The organism is Paenibacillus sp. SAFN-117 (assembly GCF_051966115.1).
GTDB lineage: Bacteria > Bacillota > Bacilli > Paenibacillales > NBRC-103111 > Paenibacillus_L > Paenibacillus_L residui.
Map to the genome: position 1 here is coordinate 79,427 of NZ_JBQCLK010000022.1, position 24,037 is coordinate 103,463.

18 protein-coding genes are annotated in these 24,037 nt (G+C 52.6%); 2 read left to right on the forward strand and 16 right to left on the reverse strand.

The window, feature by feature from the left end; all coding sequences use genetic code 11:
• Window positions 1-106: 106 nt before the first annotated feature.
• The 6 genes from rpoZ to ACTHRH_RS15535 all read right to left on the reverse strand — a co-directional run bounded on the left by rpoZ (window position 107) and on the right by ACTHRH_RS15535 (window position 7,605).
• Entirely contained in the window at window positions 107-316 is a 210-nt protein-coding gene (rpoZ, locus tag ACTHRH_RS15510) for a DNA-directed RNA polymerase subunit omega (protein ID WP_144933550.1), read from the reverse strand.
• Complete coding sequence (gmk, locus tag ACTHRH_RS15515; RefSeq protein WP_144933551.1) at window positions 317-958, reverse strand: guanylate kinase; 642 nt, start codon at window positions 956-958, stop codon at window positions 317-319.
• Window positions 948-1,208, reverse strand: a complete 261-nt coding sequence (remA, locus tag ACTHRH_RS15520; protein ID WP_023483007.1) for an extracellular matrix/biofilm regulator RemA — start codon at window positions 1,206-1,208, stop codon at window positions 948-950. The genes gmk and remA overlap by 11 nt, the downstream gene beginning before the upstream one ends.
• A gap of 350 nt (window positions 1,209-1,558) precedes the next feature.
• On the reverse strand, window positions 1,559-2,437 hold the full coding sequence (locus tag ACTHRH_RS15525; protein ID WP_225312625.1) for a YicC/YloC family endoribonuclease: 879 nt from the start codon (window positions 2,435-2,437) through the stop codon (window positions 1,559-1,561).
• 23 nt (window positions 2,438-2,460) lie between these two features.
• Window positions 2,461-4,392 (reverse strand): bifunctional homocysteine S-methyltransferase/methylenetetrahydrofolate reductase, encoded by a 1,932-nt coding sequence (locus tag ACTHRH_RS15530; protein ID WP_144933553.1) that lies wholly within the window; start codon window positions 4,390-4,392, stop codon window positions 2,461-2,463.
• 435 nt (window positions 4,393-4,827) lie between these two features.
• A complete protein-coding gene (locus tag ACTHRH_RS15535) occupies window positions 4,828-7,605 on the reverse strand; it encodes a calcium-translocating P-type ATPase, SERCA-type (RefSeq protein ID WP_379285385.1) in 2,778 nt (925 codons plus the stop codon).
• Window positions 7,606-8,370: 765 nt separating this feature from the next.
• Between ACTHRH_RS15535 and ACTHRH_RS15540 the strand changes: the two genes are divergently transcribed.
• Window positions 8,371-10,119 carry an Rqc2 family fibronectin-binding protein gene (locus ACTHRH_RS15540; RefSeq protein WP_379285387.1) on the forward strand — a complete coding sequence of 583 codons (1,749 nt, stop codon included), beginning with the start codon at window positions 8,371-8,373 and terminating at the stop codon, window positions 10,117-10,119.
• A 67-nt stretch (window positions 10,120-10,186) separates the two neighbouring features.
• On the opposite strand, the gene ACTHRH_RS15545 is transcribed toward ACTHRH_RS15540, so the two are convergent.
• The 6 genes from ACTHRH_RS15545 to ACTHRH_RS15570 all read right to left on the reverse strand — a co-directional run bounded on the left by ACTHRH_RS15545 (window position 10,187) and on the right by ACTHRH_RS15570 (window position 16,616).
• A complete protein-coding gene (locus tag ACTHRH_RS15545) occupies window positions 10,187-10,387 on the reverse strand; it encodes a hypothetical protein (protein ID WP_379285389.1) in 201 nt (66 codons plus the stop codon).
• A gap of 130 nt (window positions 10,388-10,517) precedes the next feature.
• Entirely contained in the window at window positions 10,518-11,951 is a 1,434-nt protein-coding gene (locus ACTHRH_RS15550; protein WP_440416408.1) for an extracellular solute-binding protein, read from the reverse strand.
• Window positions 11,952-12,108: 157 nt separating this feature from the next.
• Window positions 12,109-13,410: a neutral/alkaline non-lysosomal ceramidase N-terminal domain-containing protein gene (locus ACTHRH_RS15555; RefSeq protein WP_144933558.1), complete on the reverse strand. Its 1,302-nt coding sequence runs from the start codon at window positions 13,408-13,410 to the stop codon at window positions 12,109-12,111.
• On the reverse strand, window positions 13,407-14,441 hold the full coding sequence (locus ACTHRH_RS15560) for a Gfo/Idh/MocA family protein (protein WP_144933559.1): 1,035 nt from the start codon (window positions 14,439-14,441) through the stop codon (window positions 13,407-13,409). The genes ACTHRH_RS15555 and ACTHRH_RS15560 overlap by 4 nt, the downstream gene beginning before the upstream one ends.
• Window positions 14,438-15,301 carry a sugar phosphate isomerase/epimerase family protein gene (locus tag ACTHRH_RS15565; protein WP_144933560.1) on the reverse strand — a complete coding sequence of 288 codons (864 nt, stop codon included), beginning with the start codon at window positions 15,299-15,301 and terminating at the stop codon, window positions 14,438-14,440. Before ACTHRH_RS15565 ends, ACTHRH_RS15560 begins: the two co-directional genes overlap by 4 nt.
• A 115-nt stretch (window positions 15,302-15,416) precedes the next feature.
• Window positions 15,417-16,616 (reverse strand): DegT/DnrJ/EryC1/StrS family aminotransferase, encoded by a 1,200-nt coding sequence (locus ACTHRH_RS15570; protein ID WP_440416411.1) that lies wholly within the window; start codon window positions 16,614-16,616, stop codon window positions 15,417-15,419.
• Window positions 16,617-16,819: 203 nt separating this feature from the next.
• On the opposite strand from ACTHRH_RS15570, the gene ACTHRH_RS15575 reads away from it, so the two are divergent.
• Window positions 16,820-18,214: an extracellular solute-binding protein gene (locus ACTHRH_RS15575; RefSeq protein ID WP_440416413.1), complete on the forward strand. Its 1,395-nt coding sequence runs from the start codon at window positions 16,820-16,822 to the stop codon at window positions 18,212-18,214.
• A gap of 12 nt (window positions 18,215-18,226) precedes the next feature.
• Here ACTHRH_RS15575 and ACTHRH_RS15580 read toward each other — a convergent pair whose 3' ends face one another.
• The 4 genes from ACTHRH_RS15580 to ACTHRH_RS15595 all read right to left on the reverse strand — a co-directional run bounded on the left by ACTHRH_RS15580 (window position 18,227) and on the right by ACTHRH_RS15595 (window position 23,348).
• The gene (locus tag ACTHRH_RS15580) at window positions 18,227-19,261 is read right to left on the reverse strand and encodes an alpha/beta hydrolase family protein (protein ID WP_379285395.1); all 1,035 of its coding nucleotides are present in this window, start codon (window positions 19,259-19,261) and stop codon (window positions 18,227-18,229) included.
• A 151-nt stretch (window positions 19,262-19,412) separates the two neighbouring features.
• Window positions 19,413-20,669 carry a DegT/DnrJ/EryC1/StrS family aminotransferase gene (locus ACTHRH_RS15585; protein ID WP_440416415.1) on the reverse strand — a complete coding sequence of 419 codons (1,257 nt, stop codon included), beginning with the start codon at window positions 20,667-20,669 and terminating at the stop codon, window positions 19,413-19,415.
• A gap of 38 nt (window positions 20,670-20,707) precedes the next feature.
• Entirely contained in the window at window positions 20,708-22,402 is a 1,695-nt protein-coding gene (locus tag ACTHRH_RS15590) for a hypothetical protein (RefSeq protein WP_379285397.1), read from the reverse strand.
• A 37-nt stretch (window positions 22,403-22,439) separates the two neighbouring features.
• Window positions 22,440-23,348, reverse strand: coding sequence for a Gfo/Idh/MocA family protein (locus ACTHRH_RS15595; protein WP_144933565.1), 909 nt, complete (start codon window positions 23,346-23,348; stop codon window positions 22,440-22,442).
• Between the last annotated feature and the right edge of the window lie 689 nt (window positions 23,349-24,037).

A 24,037-nucleotide genomic window follows, 5' to 3' on the forward strand; every position in this document is an offset into this window, starting at 1 on the left:
TCCTCTAAGCTCCGTCACTCTATAGAATTTCGACCTCACACCCATGCTTGCAGAAAAAAATAACAACCTCGAAGGGTTGTTCAAGCATTGCAGGCAGAAGATGCCGTTATTCGTTCTTATGATCTAGTTTCTCGTAATAAATATAATCGGCATATAATTCTTCCAGGGCGACTCCTACCGGCTTGTGTGATTTGGGATTCTCCAGCTCCGAGACGGCCCCCTCCCTCAGCATTCTGGCCCGCTTGGCCGCGGCCACCACCAGGGAATATTTACTGTCTACTTTGGTTAACAGCTTATCGATAGATGGATATAGCATTTACAGCACCTCTTCGATCCATTTTTTTATTTTGGGAAGATACCGCTCTTTCTTGCAGTGTTCGGCGACCATAATTGAGCGGATACGGTTGCAGGCCGCTTCGACCTTATCGTTGACAATGATGTAATCATAATGCTCGGATAAGCTGATCTCCTCCACTGCCGCCGTCATCCGCTTACGGATCGTCTCCTCCGATTCGGTGCCCCGGTTTGTAATGCGGTTCTGCAGTTCGTCTATCGAAGGAGGAAGCAGGAAGATAAAGACGCCTTCCGGGAACTTCTCTTTCACCTTAAGCGCTCCCTGCACCTCAATCTCCAGAATGATATCTTTGCCGGATGCCAAAGTCTGTTCTACAAATGCTTTAGGCGTTCCATAATAATTGCCCACATATTCCGCCCACTCCAGAAGCTCCTCATTATCAATCATGGACAGAAATTGCTCCCGGGTCTTAAAAAAGTAATTGACCCCGTCGATTTCGCCTTCCCGAGGAAGCCTCGTGGTAGCGGAAACTGAATAAACGAGGTCTTTGGACATGGAGCGAAGAGCAGAGCAAACCGTCCCCTTCCCTACCCCGGAAGGTCCGGAAAGAACAATGAGAATCCCTCTTTCTTCGCCTCCCCACTGACATTCCTTATTCGTCATGATCATCTTCCTTGTTGGAGAGTCGGTGGGCCACCGTTTCCGGCTGAACTGCAGACAAGATGACGTGATCGCTATCCGTAATAATAACTGCCCGGGTACGCCTTCCATAAGTAGCGTCTATCAGCATATGACGGTCCCGCGCCTCCTGTATTATTCTTTTAATGGGTGCAGATTCCGGACTGACGATCGATATGATCCGGTTGGCGGAAACAATATTGCCGAACCCGATATTAATAAGTTTAATAGCCATTCTGTTCCTCCCAAAAGTTTTGCCCTGACATCGCCTTCTCAAACGTCTGTCTGGGTTCGTCAACAAGAAAACAAAGCATATCAACCGTTGAAAAAGCGGTTCGTGCCCCCTGCGCCGCAAGGATAAACGGCTATCGCCGTCCTTTGGACAGGCGCGTTTACCGATGAATTATAAGAACAGGTATAAGGTGAAACTTATATTTTCTTATATTTCAAGTAAACCCGGCAATGATAACCCTCTTATAAAGCTATTCCCTCTGCCGGGGGAGCCGGCTTTTCAATTATGCTAATCGCCATAAGCGCTATGCCTTCCGGATATCTATTTAAACGAGTGTGACAAGCAGCATATCTCTATTCTAAATTCTGAACCTGCTCGCGGATTTTCTCCATTTCCGCCTTCATTTCTACAACGAGTGCGGCAATTTCCGCCGAATTCGCTTTGGAGCCAATCGTATTGGCTTCCCTGTTCATTTCCTGCAGTAAGAAATCCAGCTTGCGGCCGGCAGGTTCCGACCCTTCTCCTATACGATCGAAATGATCGAAATGACTCTTCAATCTGGTGATTTCTTCCATAATATCGGCTTTATCCGCGATTAATGCCACTTCCAAAGCCAATCTTTGTTCATCTATCGAACGATCCTCTAATAAAGTGCTCAGTCGCTGCTTTAACTTGCGATGATAATCGTCAACGACTGCAGGCGCCAATTCCTCAAGAAGCGCAACCCGTCTTCTTAAGCTCAGTAATCGCTCTTTAATATCCGCATGCAAATGAGCCCCTTCTGTTTCTCTCATAGCAGCAAGCTGCTCCAGCGCTTCCTGAAGAGCATCCGTCATGGCCTCCTCGACCAGATGAATTTCGTCGGCGTCTTCCTTGAAAGCCAGCAGATCGGGAATGGACAGCAGGTCCTGGATCGCGAGCTTCCCATCCAGCGAATATTTGTCCGCCAATTGCCGCGATGCGGCCAAATAGGCATCTGCAAGAGGCCAGTTGATCTCCGCCTTCTGAACGGATGCGGAATCCCGCTCCATAAGAATGGACAATTCCAGCCGGCCGCGAGTAATCTTCCCCTGAATCAGCTTCTTCAAGCGCTCTTCCATATAGCTCCACTGCCGGGGAATACGGACTACAGTTTCCAGAAAACGATGGTTGACGGACTTGAGCTCCAACTGGATTCCGTACCCGCCCGCCTGACGCAAAGCTTGTCCGAATCCGGTCATACTGCGCAGCATCTGCATCACATCCATACCATATTTTAATTGATTTTACTTGCCGGTACAAGGGGGTGAGAACGATTGGTCTTGCTCCAGACGTACCTTGTCAGCTCCGCGGTCATTTCATAGTAAAGCATCGGCGTCATGAAGTAAAATCCTTTAAAATACTTTAACGCTGTATCGATAAGCTCCTTGGCTATTTCGACCCCTTCTCTTCTTCCTTCTTCCCGTTCCAGCCCCTTCATCCGCTGCCTTACCTCGTCGGAAATCCGGATTCCCGGCACCTCGTTATGCAGAAACTCGGCATTCCTTCCGCTGACGAGCGGCATAATTCCGATAAAGATCGGAACGCGGATGTGCTTCGTCGCTTCATACAGTCTTTCTATCATCTCGGGCTCATATACCGGCTGCGTCATGAAATAGTCGGCTCCGGCCTCGATTTTCTTCTCCATCCGCGCCACGGCTCTCTCGATATATTTCACATTCGGGTCGAATGCGGCGCCGATGACGAAATTGGATTTATGCTTGAGAGCCTTGCCGGAGTAGGCTATTCCTTCATTCAATTGCTTCGCCATCCGGATCAATCCGAACGAATTGAGATCATAGACGGAGCTTGAGCCCGGCAGGTCCCCGAATTTGGCCGGATCGCCGGTCAGACAGAGAATATGATCCATCCCCATGGCATGCAGACCCATCAAATGAGATTGCATTCCGATAGAGTTGCGGTCCCGGCAAGCTATATGAACAAGCGGCCGGATGCCCAGCTTCTCCTTGACCAAATACCCGGTAGACAGGTTGCTCATCCGGGTCATGGCCAGCGAGTTATCGGCCATCGTGATCGAATCGACCCCCGCTTCCGCAAGCGCCGCCGCTCCTTCCATAAATTTGTCAATGGACAGTCCTCTGGGCGGATCCAGCTCCACAATGATCGTATGCCGCTCGCGAACAAGATCGACGATCGTCGGTTCCGTCCCTCCCGGTTCTCCTGCGCTGACGGACGGATTCAGCCGATCTGCTGCCGGCTTGGCCTCCACCTTCAACCCGACCGCTTCAGGCCGTGCCCCTGTGCCTTCGGTCTCCAACGCTCCATCCTGGTTCCGGCCCAGCCGGTAACCGTCCAGCGCTTGGGCGATCGCGGCAATATGGTCCGGAGTCGTGCCGCAGCAACCTCCGATGATGCGCGCGCCGCGGTCCGCGAAGCGGAGCGCTGTGTCGGCCAGATATTGCGGAGTGGCGGTGTATGTGAACTGCCCGTCCACAAGCCCGGGCAATCCGGCATTGGGGAACACCGAGAACGGCAGTCCTTCTATCGGCCGCAGCTTATCCAGCGCGCGGAGAATGCCCATAGGCCCGCTGTGGCAATTGAATCCGACCACATCGGCTCCGGCTTCCTTGAGTTTGACGAAGGCCTCTTGCAGAGGTACGCCGTCCTTCGTTACGCCTCCGCCTTCGGTGGCGAATTGACAAATAACCGGAATCTGGCTCGCGCGGCGAATCCACTGCAGGGCCAGCAAGATTTCTTCCAACTCGTAGAAGGTTTCGAGCAGAATGCCGTCGACATTTTCCTCCAGCAAAGCTTCCAATTGTTCAACAAGGTCCGCTTCGATTTGCTCGCGGGTCAGGCTTTTGCGCTTGCCTCCCCGTACCGGGCCGACAGCCCCTACGACATATGCGTCTGTCCCGGCGGCCTGGCGTGCCAGAGCAACCCCTGCCCGGTTGATCGCCGACACTTCTTGCTCCAAACCGTATTTAGACAAATTTTCCCTATTCGCGGAGAAAGTATTCGTCTCTATCAAACGGGCACCGGCCTCGTAATACTTGCGGTGCACATCCTTAATAACCTCCGGCTTGGTCAGGTTGAACTCCTCGTAGGAGACACCAATGGGAAACCCAAGCTGATACAGATATGTCCCCATAGCCCCATCGCCGGTTATGATCTGCTCCTGAAGAGCCTGTTTTAAATTCGGCCTCATTCCTCATCCCACCCATTATGCATCTTATCCAGCAGTTTCTCTCTATCTGCATTGAACTCATTATAGCGAAGCCGATATCGGGGAACTCGATGGAGGCGGCTCCATCGGATTATAGCAGTCTATGTGCAAAGTTCTCCCTCCGATAAGGCACTGCCAAAACAACAGAACGGACCGGCGGCTTGCAGTCCGGACAACCGGGGACTGCTATCCGCCGGACCGGCCGGCTTGACTACTTCAATATTAAGACTAAATCCCGCTGGATACCGTGTTATTCACCGAAATTTATAGTTGTGCCACTATCATATCGTAAAAGATCGGGAATGCATAGCCTTTTCTGCCTAAAAGAATGGATCTCCCGGCATTAAAGCGGTTATTGCCGCTTCTGCCCGTTTCCTGCCCGCGATCCTAACGTTGCCGCGCCTTCCCGTGAAGTAATTATCTCGTAATCGGTCTCGAGGTGTAACGCGCTCCCTTCTTATTGGAACGACCGGACATAATGCTGCCGAGTCCCATCAGGAAGGTAGGTATGGAGGCCATAATCAGCACGAGCACCCAATCGGCGAAGTTCAGGCTGACCGTTTTGAAAATTGGCTGGAGTGCTTCAATATACACGACTCCGAGCAGCAGCACGATGGAGGATAGGACCGACAGCACCAGGTACTTGTTCTGCAGCGGATTGCGATGAAAGATTGAGCGGGAGCTGCGGCAGTCGAATACATGAATGAGCTGAGCCATCACCAGCGTGGCAAATGTAACGGTCTGCGCTTTCATCAGATGACCGGGATCACCGGGATTCTGGCGAAGCGTCAGCCAGAAGGCCGCAAGCGTACACAGACCGATCAATACTCCGCGGCTGATGATTTTCCATCCCAGCCGGCGTGCAAATATATTTTCTCTGGCCGGACGGGGCTTCTGCTGCATCAAATCCTTCTCGGCCTGATCGACGCCGAGCGCCATAGCCGGGAGCCCATCCGTAACCAGATTGACCCACAAGATTTGGATCGGCACGAGCGGCAGCGGCAGCCCTGCCATCATCGCCAGGAACATCGTCAAAATTTCCCCTACATTAGATGCAAGCAAATAGCGGATAAATTTCCGGATATTCTCATAAATTCCCCGTCCCTCTTCAATGGCGGCGACGATGGTGGCGAAATTGTCGTCGCTGAGAATAAGAGCAGAGGCTTCTTTGGAGACATCCGTGCCGGTAATGCCCATGGATATGCCGATATCGGCCGCCTTGATGGCCGGGGCATCGTTGACGCCATCTCCGGTCATGGCCACGACATGACCTTTCTTCTGCAGCGCTTTGACAATCCGCAGCTTATGCTCCGGAGATACCCTTGCATAAACGTAGATCTGCTCCACACTCTTATCAAGCTGCTGGTCCGACATAGAGCTGAGCTGCGCCCCGTTGACAACGAGTCCGTTGGCCGGAAGCATTCCCAATTGCTTGGCGATCGCCTCCGCCGTCGTTTGATGATCTCCCGTAATCATTACCGTGCGTATGCCGGCTTTCTTGCATTTATGAATCGCTTCACGCACTTCTTTGCGCGGCGGATCGATCATTCCCGCCAACCCGATAAAAACAAGATTCTTCTCGGCATCCTCTTCGCTCTGGCAAGAATCCGCGGACTTAAGCTCCCGGTATGCCATTCCCAGCACCCGCAGCGCAGACTTGGCCATTCCTTCGTTGGCGGCAAGCACCTTCTGCTTCATCGTATTGGTGAACGGGATGACCTTGTTGTCCCATAACACATAATTGCATCGCTCTATCAGCATATCCGGGGCACCCTTGGTGTAGATCACCCGGCCGCCTGAATCGCTGACCACGACGGACATCCGTTTGCGTTCGGAGTCGAAGGGAAATTCCTTAATCCGCTCCGTCTCCCCGGGCTCAGACGAGTTTAGTATTCCGGCCTTGGCACTCAGGACAACCAGCGCTCCTTCGGTGGGATCCCCGTTAATATTCCAAGTGGCGGCTTCCTCGCCTTTCGCTTTTTTGCCCTTGCTTTCCTGCGGGCGAATCTCTACCAGCCTGGCATTATTACAGTAGGCAGCCACTTTAAGAAAGCGGTCGAGCATCGGTTCCCGGGCCGCATCCAGCTTCTTGCCCTCATAGACGATTTCCCCCTTGGGCTCGTAGCCCTCTCCGGTCACCTCCAGCAGCCGCCCGCCAAGCCAAATGTGCGTGACGGTCATCTTGTTTTGGGTTAGCGTCCCTGTTTTGTCCGAGCAAATCACCGAGGCGCAGCCCAACGTTTCTACAGAGGGCAGCTTGCGTACGATCGCTTTGCGCTTGATCATCCTCTGCACTCCCATAGCGAGCGCTATCGTCACTATGGCTGGCAGGCCTTCGGGAATTGCCGCCACCGCGAGCGTAACTCCCGCCAGGAACATTCCGTAGGCAGGCTGGCCATGGGTCAACCCGGCAACGACCACCATAACGGTCAAGCCAAGGGCGACGAGAATAAGGATTTTCCCCAGCTGCTCCAGACGATACTGCAGAGGGGTCTGCATCTCCTCTGTATTCTGAATCAGGTCGGCAATTTTGCCCATTTCGGTCTCCATCCCGGTCCGGATGACGACTCCCCTGGCCGTGCCTCGGGTAATAAGCGTCCCCTTAAAGCCAAGATTACGCTGATCCCCTACCGGAAGCTCCTCGCCAACGAGCCGTTCCTCCATTTTGCTGACCGGAACGGATTCTCCTGTCAAGGCCGACTCTTCCACATATAATCCATTGGCGGCCAGCCAACGGACATCGGCCGGAACCCGGTCACCGCTTTCCAGCAGAACAATGTCGCCCGGAACCAATTCAACCGCCGCCAGATGCAGCAGGTTTCCATCCCGGATGACTTTGGCCGTCGGCGCCGAAAGCTCCTTCAATGCCTGAAGGGACCGTTCCGCTCTGAACTCCTGAATGAACCCCAGCACACCATTCATCAAAATAATGGCAATGATCGTGATGGCATCCAGGTATTCCCCCAGCAATCCGGAGATTAGCGTCGCCCCCATAAGCACAAGAACCATGAAATCTTTGAACTGGTTTAAGAATAACGTCACCGGCGATATTTTCTTCCCTTCCGCCAATACGTTATCCCCGACCGCCGCACGGCGTTTTTCCGCCTCGGCTTGTGTCAGCCCTTGCCCGCTATCGGTCTCCAGCAGCTGCAGCGTTTCGTCCACGGACATCTGGTACCATTTTTTCTGACTCATCCGAATTTCCCTCCTACTGTTTTGCCCTGGCAAAGCTTCCTAGATCCTCTCGGACAGACTTCTAGAGTAAATCTATTCAGACGAGCTGCAAAATATCCCTGTTTGTCCTTTCTTAGTAAGAATTTATAAGTTCCGGGGCTCCCCGCAAAGTACCCGGAATACGCTTCGAAGGCCATGCGTCACTTTGTGGGGGATTTTACAGGGCTCCCCGCAAAGTACCCGGAATACGCTTCGAAGGCCATGCGTCACTTTGTGGGGGATTTTTACGGGGCTCCCGCAAAGTACTTTATAAACCTACCGAAGCAAAGCAAGAAGAGCGACCGCGTTTAGAGGAAGGTTTAGACGCGATTAAACGAATTCCTGCGATTATGCATCCATTTTGAGTCGATTCATACCACTCGTGAGAAAAGCCTGCGATAATACATCAATTTCGGTCTCAAATCACCCAATCACCCCTGGAACGAGAAAAAAGATGTATTTTTACAGGCATTGCGGCGGACATGGAGCTAACCAGCCAAAAGCATGCAGATTTGCAGGCTTTTCAGTGGCAGTGGCAGTGAAATGTACAAAACCCTGCAAAATTCCAGCAGAATTGCAGGCTTTTAAATTCGGGGCTCCCGCATATAATGTCTGGCAGCAATTAGAGGTAATCTTAATTTGCAAGCCCGGGGCAAAAACAATATAATGATTCCCGGCCTTTCCTTCGGGGGCATAAGTGTGGCATCATTAGAGGTGCAGTCCGACATATTAATGGAGTGATAAATTATGGCATTAGACGGAATCGTCGTCCGCGCGATCGTTCACGAGCTGCAAGCCTGCGTCGGAGGCCGGATCGGGAAAATCCATCAGCCTTCCGCACATGACATCCTGCTGCATATCCGGTCGCACGGCAATAATTATAAATTGCTGCTGTCCGCCAACCCGACCTATCCCCGGGTACATCTGACGGAGGCCCCATTTACGAATCCGATGGAGGCCCCGATGTTCTGCATGCTGATGCGCAAATACTGCGAGAACGGAACGGTCGAATCGATCACTCAGGACGATCTGGAAAGAGTGATCCGCATCCAAATCAAGCATCGGAACGAGTTAGGAGATTTGAGCTCCAAAACGATTCTGGTGGAGCTCATGGGCCGCCACAGCAACATTATTCTGCTCGATTCGGCGGCTGAAGTCATTCTGGACGGCATCCATCATGTCACGCCGGCCATAAGCAGTTACCGGGTTGTCCTGCCCGGCAGCAAATATACGGCCCCTCCCGCACAGAACAAAGCGAACCCGTTGAGGGAAAATGAAGCCTCCTTTCGCCTTAACATGGAGCGGATGGAAGCTAACGGAGAGGAGCAGACTGACAAGCCCGAGCAGTTGCTGGTCCGTTCGTATAGTGGGCTCAGCCCGCTTCTGGCGAAAGAGATAGTCTACCGCGCAGGCAGCCGTCTCGATGGCGAGTCGCTGTGGGCGGAGTTCCACTCCTTGATGAGGAGCTTTGAGAAGAATGAGTACGAGCCTTCCATCGTAACGGAGGATTCCAGCGGCAAGCTGTTTTTCTCGGCCACCCGGCTCACTCATATTCAAGGGGAACGGCAGACATTCAGCTCCATCAGCCAATGCCTGGAGAGCTTCTATGGCAGCAAGGCGGAGCGGGATAACGTCCGTCAGAGAGCTTCCGATTTATTACGGTTTCTGCAGAATGAAAAAACGAAAAACGTCAAAAAGCTGGATAAGCTCCGGGAGACGCTGGAGGAGGCTAAAGAGGCCGACCGGTACCGGATTCTCGGAGAACTGCTGACGGCCTCCATGCACCTGTTTCAAAAAGGGGACAAAAAGGTCGAGGTTGTCAACTATTACGACGAAGAGCAAGGCACGGTCACCATCGAGCTCGATCCGATGCTTACCCCTTCGGAGAATGCCCAGAAATATTTTAGAAGATACACGAAGATGAAGAACAGCCTGACGGTCGTCCAGGAACAGATTGCCGGGACCCGAGAGGAAATCCGCTATCTGGACTCTTTGCTGCAGCAGCTGGATAACGCCGGATTGTCCGATATCGATGAAATCCGCGAGGAGCTCATGGAGCAAGGCTACATTCGGGATCGCGCCCGCAAAGCCCGCAAGAAGAAAAAAAACGGCAAGCCGGTGCTGACTTCATTCCTGTCCAGCGAAGGCGTACCGATTTATGTTGGCAAAAATAATACTCAGAACGAATATTTGACCAACCGCTTGGCGCATTCATCGGATACATGGCTGCATACGAAAGATATTCCCGGTTCGCACGTCGTCATCCGGGGACAATCCTTCGGGGAGGCGACGCTGCATGAAGCCGCAATGCTGGCTGCTTATTACAGCCAGGCAAGGGAATCGAGTCAGGTACCTGTCGATTATACACTCATCCGGCATGTCCGTAAGCCGAACGGTGCCAAGCCGGGCTTTGTCATTTATGAACAGCAGAAGACCTTGTTTGTTACGCCGGATGAAGCTCTCATTAAGCAGCTTCCCAGCGGGCAGCAGCCCTAAGCCTGCACAGGGTAACCCGCCGACCTTCAAGCATGGCGTCTTGAAGGCCGGCCGGGGATGCCGGCAGTTACTCTTCTTCGGAATCCGTCTCCTCCAGATCCAAATTTAGGATAATGGTATAGTGGACAGAATCATGCTTGACAACCTGAACCACTTCCACATATTCCGACCCCAGCTCCTCCTCCGCCTGATTGACAAGCTGCTGAAGCCCATCGCTTAATGTTTCTCCTTCTCTCAGGGCCAGCTCCGTAAAGTATTGTCTGAGCATCCTTTTTCCCTCCTTGTTTTTGAATTGCTGCTTCCGTCCGTTAATGTTTGCATTTTGCTGTTAAAACATCCAGTATCCCAATGGAATGAACCCTGTCAAATGAAAAAACGCCGGCACATGGCCAGCGCTGCTATATTGTTTTCTTCTCCAGTTGATCGTTAAGCCATTGCTCTATTCGCTTGGTCGCTTGCTCGGGCGATTCCATATTGGCCCACAGCAAATTCAAATCTTGCCAGATGGCGTCCATCTCTTGCTGACTTAAGTTCAAGGAGCTCATCGGGACCGAGTATGGAAGGACTTCCCTGAACACGTTATAATTCCGGGGATGAATCCCGTCAGTCAACCACTGGTCGTCCTCCGCCACCGATCTCAGCATCGGAATCGTACAGCCCATCTGCTTGGCGGTCGTCTGTGCCTCCTTGGATGCCAGGAAATCAACAAAACGGCGGACCAAAGTCGGGTTGGCGCTGTGCCGGTTAATCCCTACGCCGCTTCCGAGCAGCAGAGAAACCTTCCTCCCTCCAGCCGGAACCGGCAGAACATTCCACGTAAAGTCCGATTGACGAAACTCATTCATATAATAGTAGGTAGTCAGCACCATCGCGACCCGGTCCATCAGAAATAAATGCTCCGCGCTATTCCGGCTTCCGTGCAGATAGACGGGAGATACATGGTGCTTGTACATCAAATCCACACAAAATTTCAGCGCCTCCACCGTAGCAGGAGAAGAGAAGACCGAACGGCTCCGGTCCGGTTTCATGATGCTCCCGCCATTCTGCAGCATGAAAATCGGCCAACGGTTCGCGCTGGTGGAGAAGCAGAAGCCGAATCGATCGGTTTTACCGTCGTAATTCAGATCTTGCGTACAGCGCTTGGCCGTCTCCAGAAATGAATCCCAGCTTTCAACGGCCTGCCGCGGATCGAGGCCGGCCTCTTCAAACATTCTCTGGTTGTATGCGAGCACGACCGGTGAGAAAAACAGCGGAACGACCTTCTGCTCGCCGCCGTCCTTGAACATATCGAACAGAATCGGATAGCTGTCCCTCCCGGGATCAAGCGATTCCGGCAAATAAGGATCCAGCAAATCGGTTCGATTAAGTTGATGGAACTGCCGGAAATGGAAGTCGGAGACAACGAACAAATCGACGGGAAAGCCTTTGTCAATCATTTGAACAAGGGAGGAGGTATACTCCGATTGGGGCAGCAATGTCAGCTCCACTCGGATGAAAGGGTGAAGGGATTCGTATTGCCGGATCAAATGCTCGATAATCGGAATCTCGTAAGAGCCGGAAAACCAGTATAAATGAATAACGGTTCGCTCCACCTGATCCGACGGCGGCTTGACGCGGTTCCCCTTGCCCGCAATTTTTTCGATTAGCCCCTCTTCCACTAAAGCAGCCAGTACTTTTCGCACGGAAACCCTGCTTAGACCGTATTTCTGGCTTAGCGTATTTTCAGGCAGAATGAATTCGCCCGGCGGGATCGATCCGGTCAAGATCTCATTCCGCAGCTCGTTTTCAAATTTGGCGTAGCGCTCTTGAAACAGATTTCTTCTTCGTAGCAATATGAACCGCTCCTATTTCAACTTACTAATCAGCTCGCAGGTCAAACCGTACCTTCTTGGTTATGTATATATCTTTAATATCGTAAAAACAGGAGGAAGTGCGGATTTGCACGTCCCCCTGTTTATGATCACGTCAGAATTATCCGTATATTCTATTCTATACATATTTCACTTTGTTGACAAGACTAGCTGCCGCTTCCTTGATCCGCCCCTCCACGCAAGGGTGGAAGGCGGAGGGCAATCCGAAATAAACGGCGGACTCCCCACCCTCATAGCCTCCCTCTTCGACCTGGATGGCTGTTGGAATGTAACCGATCATTCCATTGCAGTAGGCCAGAGGGAGTACTGTCCCGGAGGAAAATTGCTTAATGAATAAACCATATTCAACAACGATCTCCCCGTTCATCGTCAGGAAGGAAAGTCCGTCTGCGATCCTGACAATCTGGAGCGATAGCGGGATTGTCGGCTGATTCCGTCCGGGATGCTCCCTGAGCAGCCGGCTCCAATCGCCCCAGACTCCGCCCTCCGCCGCTTTGGCCGCCAGTTCTTCGGCATCCGGCAGCCGCCTGAACGGTAGTTCTACGATATGGGCGAAGCTCGCAAGGCTATATTGCTTAAGCGGGTTCATAGGTCTTCCGAGTACCCGGAAGACTTCATCGCTAAGCTGCCGGCCGAGCCTGCCTATATCCTCCTCGGTTCCCCTGTAGAACCTGTCTTCCTCGATCAGTGCGGGACGGATGTCCCCGCAGCAGCCCTGCAGGAAGGAGGCTATGGCGCCGTCCTCCAATTCTCTCTCGATATTTTCCATAGCGGCTCCCGGAAATTCGGAAGTCACCCGGTTATCTCCTGTTGTCGTTGAATGGCAAGTATAGTGGAACATGACGCCTTTAACCTTATTGTCCTCGGTCGTATAACGGATTACGGTTACCTCCGGATCGATAGGCCCTTGCGGATTGGGAGCCATAACTATCCTGCCGTCCACTTCTTTACGCCGATTGATCCCGATTCGGCAAGCTCCGCTGCCCTTTGCCGCCGTAACGGGCTCCAGGCCGGCATAGGCCTGCCCGATTCCAGCCAGCAACTGCTCCTCCATCCATTCCACATAGTCCGAATCCATTGGACCTAACGCCGGAACAAAGAGCCGGGTCGTTTGCGGCCCTCCATGGGTATGACTTGCATGAAGAATGACCTCTTCGCGTTCGAGCCCCCAGCGTTCTTTCAGCTTGCGGTAAAGCGCGTCCATCCGTTCCGTACCCCACCAAATCAGATCGGCCTGGACCAGTAGGGATTGACGCTGCCGGCCTTCCCCGTCTGTCTGACGGAAAGCCCAAACTCTCAGGTATAAACGCCGCGCAATACCGTCAAAGTTCCCTTGACGGTGGGCAAAGCCGGATAGCGGAACCGGATGGGGCGGAGTGATGTCCGTCTTGGCTGTTCCCAGCAGAAGCTTCCCGGTCATATCCAGTCCTTGTCCCGGGTAATTTCTTTGCCCAGCCGGGAGGATTTGTAGATGGCTTCCACCAGCTCCACAGCTCTTAAGCCGTCCTTCCCGGGAACGGCCACCTCGCGGCCCGTCTCAAGCGCTTCAATGACATCGGTCAATTGTAATCGATGGTATAAGTTCGAAATGCTTTTCGGATCGGCTACCCCTCCGCCGGAGCCGGATTCCGTTATCTCCGACGGCTGATCCACCCCTTCTACGGTCCAATGCTTGATGGACGTTCCTTCGATTTGGATCGAGCCCCGATCGCCGTACAACGATAAGGCAGGCTGAAATCCAGGTTTGATGCTGGTGGATGCCATAATGGTGCCGAACGCCCCGTTCGCGAATTTGATGATGGCGAGACCCATGTCTTCCGCTTCCATTCGGTGCGTCTGGGTAGCTATCTGGCCGTAGACCGAGCTGACTTCACCCGCCATCCAAAGCATCAGGTCTATGGAATGAATTCCTTGGTTCATCAGCGCTCCGCCGTCCTCCGAGATCGTTCCCCGCCAATCCGCCGAATCGTAATATTCCTGAGTCCGGTAATAAGGGGCCGTAATTTGTACCAGGAGCAGTTTACCGAGTTTCCCTTCGGCCACTACCTGCTTCACCCATTGATGCTGAGGCTCGAACCGCCTCTGGGAAATGACTGACAATATTAACCCCTTGTCCTCCGCCAGCCGGACCAGTTCTTCGGCCTGTTGACTCGTCATCGCGATCGGCTTCTCCACGATCAGATGCTTGCCCGCCATCAGCACTTCCTTACCGATGGATGCATGGGTTCCGCTGCTTGTCGTCAAGCAGACTATGTCTACCCCCGGATGATCGAGGAGCTGTCTGTAATCGGTTGTCCAATCGCAGCCTTCCCGCTCCGCCACTTCCTTGGCCCGATGCTCCTTACGATCCGAAATAGCAATCAGTTCAGCTTGTTCGATCTCGCGTATGGCATTCATGTGAAAATCGGCGACACTTCCGCAGCCGATCAGTCCGAATCCCCAGCGTTTCAATCGATACCCGCCTCCTTCAAGAGCTTCTTAAGCGCTGCCAATGTCATCGCCGTGCCGTCCTTGGCCGTGCCTCCCTCGGGAACATAGTGTGTTTCGATAGTAAACAACCCGTCGTAGCCATCCCGCTGCAGAGCACGGAACTGCTCCAGGAAAGGAACCTTCCCCGATCCGATGGGAACACACTTCGATTGGCCTTCCGGAGTGATATAGGCATCCTTCAAATGAACATGCGCAAGCCCGTCCTTGACCGCATTATAGCCTTCCGGGAAAGATGGCCTTCCGCCGTATTCCTCATTCCCCGGATCCCATAGCACCTTCAAGCTGGGGGAATTAACCTTGGCCACGATGCTTCCAACCTCGCTGGCAAATCCTCCGTTACATGCCGGTTCGTTCTCCAGCAGCAGCATAATGCCTGCCTTGCCGGCAGTTTCCGCCGCTTTGCGCAGGTGGTCTACGATTTCCAGCTCGTAACGGGCAGGCTCCTCCTCCCGCCAGAAAGAGAAGATACGGATTTTATCGGTACCCAGCAGCCGGCAAATCTCGATCGCCCGATCCAGCTTGGCGAAATGGGCCTCCACTGTTTCCTCCTGCTGTCCGAAAGTGTCTCCGGATGCCACGGGCCGGGCCGGGTCCAGAGCACATTTGAAAAGGGGAGAGGCGATCGCAGATACGAACAGTCCGCGTTTCTCCACTTCCTCTTTAACTGTAGCCACTTGCTCGTCCGACAATTGGGAAACGTTCTTCCCGTCAACCATCCGGACCTCCACATGAACCAGCTTCTGCTCCGCTATCCAATCCAGAGCTTCGGTGAAATTAGCCGACACTTCGTCCGTCAATACTCCCAAACGGTTCAATACCATTGCTCTCACTCCTTATTCTCGGCGACCAGAAATCGTATCTGTGACCTATCGTATAGAGTCGCACGTTGTTCTAACCAAATAGTACCATGACCGTCAGCGCCTTGCCATATAAAGACTAAACAGACAGGCAGGACTGCATTACCTTCCGGACGCCATGGGCAATGTCCTGAATATCCTGTTCGTCACCGAGAAGCATATTCTGAACTATCCACAGCACTTCCTTCTCGCTGGCTTTCTCGCTGACCGGGCATGAGAACTCGCGCCGCTCTCCGGTCCACTTTTCAATTTCCGCCAGCACCGCTTTATTTTTGTTTAAAGGAACATAGCCGGCAGCTACCGGAATTCCTTCCGCATTAAGCTTGGCGATCACATCCTCTTTGGAGATGCGGTCGGTCAAGCCGGAAGCGATTTTGAACATATACAGATGATGCGCGTGGGTAGTGATCCTCGGGTCTCTCTTGAACACTTCCACACCTTCGATGTCCTGAAGCAGCTCCGTAAGCAGGGCGGCATTTTTCTCGCGGAGGGCAATTTGTTCATCCAATCGCGTCATCTGGCCCAGCAAGATCGCAGCCTGAAATTCGGTCATCCGCAAGTTCCAGCCGATATGCTCATGCTGATACCAGGCGCCATCGCGAACCCGCCCCACATTAGAGAGGGACCAGGCCATATCCGCAAGCTCCTCGCTATTGGTCAGAATAATACCGCCTTCGCCCGAATTGATATTTTTACTGGATTGGAAACTGAAGGTTCCCAAATCGCCGATCGCTCCTACCCCGACATTTTCCCATCGCGCTCCCACCGCCTGAGCAGCGTCCTCGATCAGCTTCAACCGATGCTTGTGCGCGATCTCCTTCAGCCGGGTCATGTTCGCCGGAGCTCCTGCAATATGAACCGCGATAATTGCTTTCGTCTTGTCCGTAATCGCCGTTTCCACCTTATCGGGATCCAGCAGCAAGGTCTCCGGATCGACATCGACAAACACCGGGATAGCTCCGAACATCAATGCAGAGGAAGCGGTTGCAATAAAAGTGTACGGCGGCATGATGACCTCATCTCCCGGCTGCACCCCGGCCGTCTGCAGCGCCACGGTTATCGCTACGGTTCCGTTGACTACCGTAACCGCATGCTTGGCATCATGATAAGCCGCGAATTTCTCTTCCAGCTCGGGAAGCTTGATACGGCCGGTGCCCCCCCATTTGCCCGAGTGAAGCACCTCCAGCAGCAGCTGCTGTTCCAGCTCGCCATAAATAGGCCATTCGGCAAACGGCTTGGTTCTGACCGGAGTTCCTCCATCGATCGCTAATTTTTCCATTCCAATCCCTCTCTTCAGGAATTATAATAAGATATAGGTATGATACATGTAACTACATTAAAGCACAATAACATCCATATTTCCAGTATTTTTGTCGAAACGTTTCTAACATTTCTCCAAATGATCAACTTATCCAACCTGTATGTCATCTCATGCTATAATGAAGCCAAACCCATTTCTATAATAGAAGGAAGATCAGAGCGATGAGGAGAGAAAATGAATTTCTTTATTCGCAGTTAGCCAATATTTTACGGGAGCAGATTTGGTCGGGCTTCATTAAACCCGGACAATATCTGATGTCCGAGAACGAGCTGTGCAAATATTACGGAATGAGCCGCACTTCCGTGCGCAAATCGCTGGAGCAGCTCGCCAAGGAAGGGCTGGTTATCAAACGCGTCGGCCAGGGTACGATAGTGGCGCCCGACTTGAAAATTCCTGAGAGCAAGCAGAAGGTTCTGCGAATTTTAGCCACATCCCCTTCCCATTATATTGAGCACTGCATGCCCTATGTCCTAGAAGAATTCAAGAGACGCTACCCGAATGTGGAAGTCAAGCTGTTGAACTTCCCCACCCCCGATTTCTGGGAGTCGGTTCGTGCCAGCAGCGAGCTGGGAATGAAGCCCGATCTGTTTTTTGTCACCAACCGGCAATTGGCGGAGCTGGAAAACCCGGAGCTGGTCCTTGATCTGAGCGATGTGCTGAAGGACAGCCTGCCGTCCATTTATCCGAAGCTGATTGAAGCGTTCCGCACGGGAGACAGGCTGACGGCCGCGCCCGTCACTTTCTCAACGGTTTATTTGGCCTACAACCCGCAATTGTTCGAGCGTTACGGCGTTCCCGCACCCACCGCGAACTGGATCCGGGAAGACTTCATGCGGACAGCCCGACAACTGACGCTGGATACCGATGGAGACGGAATTGTCGATCAGTACGGCTTCTCTTTGTCTTCCTCCATAAGCCGTTGGCCGGTCATTGCCATGCAAAACGGGGTATTCTTCAACGAGGAAACCACTAAGGAAGGGCTCCTGCGGACACTCCAATTTCTGCACGATATCCTGTTCCGCAACCGTTCCGCTTCACTGTACCAGTTTTCCCGGCTGTTGAATTCCGAGGCTTTCGCCATGCAGAAAGCGGCAATGATTCTGGCCACCTCGATTGAACTGGCCGGGCTGCGCAGTCTTCCGCTCCCGTTCGAGCCGTTGGTCGCACCGCTGCCGTTCGGAGAATGCAAGTCTACGCTTCTGGTGTCCAACTCCCTGCTTATTCCGGCGGATGCCGGAGACAAGGAGCTTGCCGTCGAATTTTTGAAAACCGTTTATTCAGCCGAGCTTCAAGAGCAAGTAGGCCGCAGCACCGGATTTCTATCGGTCTTCGAGCCGGTTAATCGCAAGCTGTGGGACAAGTCCTATCTGGAATCTTTGAATATGACCGGTGACCAAATCAATCACTCATACTTTTTGCACGAGCTGTTCGCGGATTATAACCTGATTGAAGAGCTCGAAGCCGAAATGGAGATGTTCTGGGCGGGAATGGAATCCGCCTCCTCTTTCGCGGCAAGGCTGTATGAAATGATCAAAACCCGGGATCACGAGCTGTAGGGCTGCAGCAGACTAGCTCTGCCGCAGCCACCGGTCCAGAAAGCGGTAAGCCAGCAGGCGGATTTCGTCCGGGAAATCATGTCCGGAATTCCCCATTAACGAGACAAACCGCTCCTTCGCCCCCAGCCAAGTATAGAGCTGATCCAGCTCGCCCATCGCCTCCAGGATCGGCTTCCAGTGAGGGAAGATTCGGTCCTGCTGGGCACTCCAATTGAAGAACGGCACCGGGGCGGCCAATGCGGCAATTTCGTGAAATTCAAATGGCACTTGGCCCCGCTCCACCTCATCGGATATGACCGGCAGGTGGGAGAACCAGTCCCTCCGTCCCCAGCGATGCGTCTCCTCGTCCCCGGTGAACGTACTGAAGCCGCAGCTGCTGACGACCGCCTTCACCCGTCTATCGACCCCGGCGAGAAAAAAGGCATTGTAGCCTCCGAGCGAATGGCCGATAGCCCCGATGCGTTCCCCATCCACGAATTCCAATGATGTCAGTAAATCCAGGCCATATTGATGGTCCAGCATCATTTTGCCCACCGCGCTCCACTCGTTATGCCGCTCATAGAATGGCGCTGTTTGATAAGCCTGGCTTCCGGCATAGATCCGTTCCCCTGCTGTAATTGTATCGGGCGCAAGAACTACGTATCCCCGCGAAACCAGCTCCAGCCCGTAGCGTCTTCCCTCCCTGCCGCTCAAGGTCGCTACATCGTCCTTGCCTTCCGGCGCAGTGGGATGCAGGGCTAACACGGCGGGATATCGTGCGCCGGGGCTGGGAGAAGACTGATGACCCGGAATTAGCAGATAGGCCGGCACCCGGTCGCCATCTGCCGTCCGATAGGTAAGATGCAGCCGGATATGATCCGGCTCCTTACTTTCGGACCGTATTTCATACTCTAAGCCCTCTCTGTTCGGCAGGCCTCCGACCACCTCCATCCAGCGGGTATAAATTTGGCTGCGCTTCTGCTGCCATTGTTCCGCCGTCTCGATCTGATCCAGCAAATGTGGAATGCCGGATGAATTCAATTCGGAAAGCTCGTATCCATGCTTCAAAATAAATCCCCCTTGTAAATAGGCTATGCGATCGTCTAGATGACAAGAAAAGGTGCCGTTCCGGACTTCTGTTTCCCGGATGAGAATTCTCTTTTATAGGAAAAGCCTCCAGGAGGACCTGAAGGCTTAACCCAAGTGTTGGGGATCACCGCTAATTGCTTTTTTGATAATGAAGGGCGACCTTGCGGATCCCCGCAATGATGTCCTCCACATCCTGATCGGTATAGAATTCATCCACGCTCAACCGGACGGCGGTATCCAGAATCTGTTCCGCTGTCGGACACAGCCCCTTTTCATACGTTATTCCGGTTAAGTCAAACGGATAATGGCTTCCCGGATAGGCATGCCGTTCCTGGAACAAGCTCTGCAGGTACACAACCGTTTTAATATAGCCCGGTGTATTGGGAATTCCTTCGGCTTTCAGAGCCTCACAGAACTCTTCACGAGTACAGGTCAATTCCTCTTCCTTAATTCGAAGCATATAGAACCAGTAACTGGATTCTCCGCCTTCGGTTATACGATGCGGGGAAATTCCCGGGAGTCCTTGAATTCCGGCCGTAATCCGGTCGCCATACTCCTTGCGCTTGTTACAAATCCACTCCAGCTTCTTAAGCTGGGCAATTCCAACAGCACCCTGAAGCTCGGTCATCCGGTAGTTAGGGGCCAGATAAGCGAGGTCCCGGTTAAACAGATTTCCGAAACGATTATAATTTTTATCCGCAAAAGCATGAGTGACGTAATAATCCTCTTCCTCTCCCGAGTTGACCGTCACGATTCCTCCGTCCCCGGTGGAAATATGCTTGAAATCATTCGTGCTGAAGCAGCCGTAATCCCCGATGGTTCCGGCCAGCCGTCCTTTATAACGGCACATATAGCTCTGTGCGCAATCCTCAATCACCTTGATTCCATGCTTGCGGGCAACAGCCATGATCGGATCCATATCACAAGGGTTACCGGCAAGATGAACGACGACAATCGCCTTGGTGCGCTCCGTAATCCGCGCTTCGATCGACTCCGGAGTCATGTTATAGGTATGCGGGTCCAGGTCGGCAAATACCGGAATCGCGTTCTGATACAAAATGCCGATTAGCGTTCCCTGGTCGGTAATCGGGCTGGTAATCACCTCATCGCCAACCGTTACGCCAGCCGCTCCCAGAGCCACATGAATGGCTGCCGTTCCGGAGGATGCGGCTACGCTGTATTTGACCCCATACAATTCATTAAAATCATGGAGAAATTGCTTCACTTTATTGCCGAAATGGTAAAAAAGCGTATTCTGCTCCATAGCCTCAATCAGTTCCTTGACTTCCTCCAAGCCGAACCTCTTACCCGTTCCGAAGGGAGTCGTCTTTACGGGAGTTCCGCCCAATACCGCAAGTTTGTCACGTGTAGCCACTTTATCGCTCATTTTGTCATTCTCCTTTACAAGGTTCAATCAGTTTGCCCTTACCGGGATGCACAGGATCGGGACAGAACCTGCTTCATGCAGGGAACCCCAAACTTGCTCTCGATCACGGCGCCGGTCTCCGCCTCACCCGTCACGGGAATCCAGACAACCAGCCGGTCCAAGGCTTCACCGTCCGCTATAACTTCGCCCCGGTCGTTCACTCCGCGGATAGACACCTTTCTCCTTGCCCGCTCCCAATCGTTAATTTCCTTACAGGTCCAGAAGACAAATCCCCTGCTCTTGGCTTCGCGAACCACCTTGCGCACGGCATCGGTCACTTTGGGCTGCTGCATAATATGAATTTGGTGGAACAGGAAATGGGCCACTCCCTGAACCTTCTTTGTCTGCTCCAGGAACGGAACCACTACGCTGGAATCCGCCAACGTTAGATGATCAAGGTCTTGAGTCAGAAACCCGATCTCCAATACATCGTACAGCCGGTTTCGTTCGTCTGCCCACGAAATAGGGAAGTACGGGTGGCAGGTTCCGAACAAAAAGCCGATGTTCCCCTTTTTGCTCGGTCCTCTCGTCTGTTCAGCGGCAATCCCGTTCTTCTCGCAGAAGCGGAACAGCTCACCCCAGCCCTCGAAGCGGGTGTAATGGTTTTTGTTGGATGTAATTTCGGATAGCCCCGCAGCCGATTTGAGCCAGGCCAGCTGGCGGTCAAATTCCTCTTCACCCCAATGCCCCCCTTGAATATCGAGAGCATTGTAATGGAAGGCAAGCTCATGTCCGGCCTCTTTAACCCGATCATAAATAGAGCTGCTGTAACCGGGCTCCAGCATACACCAGGTTGAACGGATGCCGCACTCCTCCAGCACTTCCAGTGTTGCTTCCGCATGTTCATCCTGATTAATGTCACTGTCATGAGAAATCATGGCGACGTGGGAGATGCCATCCGGCCAATACCCCAGAAAGGGCAGTGTCAGCCCCATCTCGACGCTCCTTCTCAATAAATGGCCAATCAGCACTTCTCTCCAAAGATCGGCATAGGGATGGGCGAAATAAGGGGCCCCGGTTTCCGTTGTGAGACGATCATACTCCCAATCCATTTCGCACTTGTCGTCAGCTTTTAAAATTCCTTCATCCACATTGCCGGTTCCGTCCTCCGCCGGAATTCCATCCTCGAATACCGGACCGGACCCTTGCTGCAGCGCTACGATTGTATAGGGAATATTGACCGACCACCGATCTATAAAGCCTGAGCCCGCTTTAAACCTGAGAAGCGCCGGAGCGGTTTCTGGCCCATCGGGCCTTTCGGCATGCAGACTTCCCCAGGCTTCCCCTTCCGCCTCGTTCGTAAGAATCCAGGGCCTGGAATAGAGATAGCGAAGCGGCCGCAGGTCTTCCCCTTCACCAGGCAGACGTGCGTATCCGGGAGACCACTCCCGGCGTTCCTTACATCCGAGCTTACCCGTCAAACGGTTAAGGCCGGCGTAAGATATGACGCCTCCTCCATCCTCCGCAAACCGAAGCAGCGTCGCCGCCTTCTTCTCCTCTTCTTCACATAAAGCGACAAGAAGAATATCCACATCGGCCCGGTCAATCGTCGCCGGATCATCCAGCCATTGATAGGGAATTCCGGCATGGGACAGCACTTCTCCCAAATAGGCTTCAAACACGTTCTGTCCGAATGCCCAACGTCTCTCTGCGGCCTGCTTATCCAGCAGGATACCTACTCTTGCCATTTTCATATGAGCAGCTCTCCTTCTTCCCCGGATTCAAATTAATTTATAAAAGAACGGTTTTGCCTGTTTCGCGGCTTTCATTCGCTGCTTCAATAAACCGGATGATCTGCTCGGTTTCCTCCGGATCAATATCCGGCACTCCCGAGGCAAACATCTTCATCACTCGCTCCAGCATGCTGGCATAGTAAGGTTTCGGGTGGGCATAAACATCGACAAACTGTGTATCCTGCTCCCGATGTATCAGTGCGCCGAAACGGTTGTTGCCTTTACGATTCCCGCGAAGAGTGGCGATTCTGCCATCCTTCCACACCCCTACTACAAGATCATGATCTTCATTCTTGGTTGCCGTTACCGATAGACAGCCTTTGCCAAGCGTTCTAAACAGCATCTCGACCGTATGTATGCCATACCAGAACAATCCGGGCTGAGTCGGCTGAATGGCCATGGGACCATAGACATCCATACCGATAATCGCCCCTTTATCCTCAGCTGCTAGCACTTCGCTAAGCCCTTCGGCATATCGCAGCGCAGAACAGCTCATTAACGGAATATTATGCTGTCGGGCCAATTTGAACATTTCGGCGGCATCCTGGGAAGACAAAGTGAACGGCTTATCAATGAAAACCGGTTTTCCATAAGGCGCTATTCTGGCGAATTGTTCCCTGTGAACCCGGCCATCCACCGATTCCAGCAAAATCGCATCGCTTAATTCAGCCACCTCTTCCGGTGAATTCACAATCTGCACACCGTATTGATTACGCAAAGTTTCAGTATATCCCTCTACGCGGCTTATACTGAGCTCGAAATCTTCCGATCCGCCCGGGTAGGCTACGACTACTTTAGCTCCAGGCACATGATAGGCATGATTCGCATCATTTAACAATTCTGCAAAAGCCGGCACATGGGAAGTATCCAAGCCGATCATTCCTATTTTCATAATGTTGTTGTCCATCCCTCTCATCTCCCGTTTTAATCATTTTTCTGAAATCGGATACATTCGGACACGGGGCCGTTTTTCAGGAGTCCCTGAAGGGGCAGCCCTGAATCGTTCGAAGGATTCTCATCCTCGCAGCAAGCATCCATACATCCTGTATATAACCTGTATTCGAGTTAACCATAACCCTAACCGCGCTCTATGTCAATACAAAAAAATCGTCTATAAATCCATCGGGGGGACTGGCTGCAAAACCGGCTTCTTCGGTTCCCGGCAACGCTGCAGAATGTACCGGCGGAGCCCGGCGCCACGGATTGCTTGAAGCGGCCTGAACCTACAAAACCGTGAAAGCTATCGAAAAAAAGCGAGGAAGAGTATAACTTTCTACTCACATTCGCTCTTCTCTTTCATCATTGCCCATTGGAGCAAATGATGGGCAAGGGAAATCCACATATCGCATCCGGAAAGGTAAGGACGTCCAAAGACGAGCAAGAGTGCATTAAAATCCGACCTTTTTTCCAAAAAAGAGCGAAAGACGCTCAAATGTGCAGGTCTTTTTCACAAAATGGGGCCATTTCGCAAAATTTGCTCCAAAGACCTGCATTATCGCTTTAGAATAAGGCACCGCGCGGTAGCGTCAAGAAGTTTGTGTAAGCTGGTAGGGTTATCCATCGGGACGATGGATAAGAAATATTTTTTATGTTTAA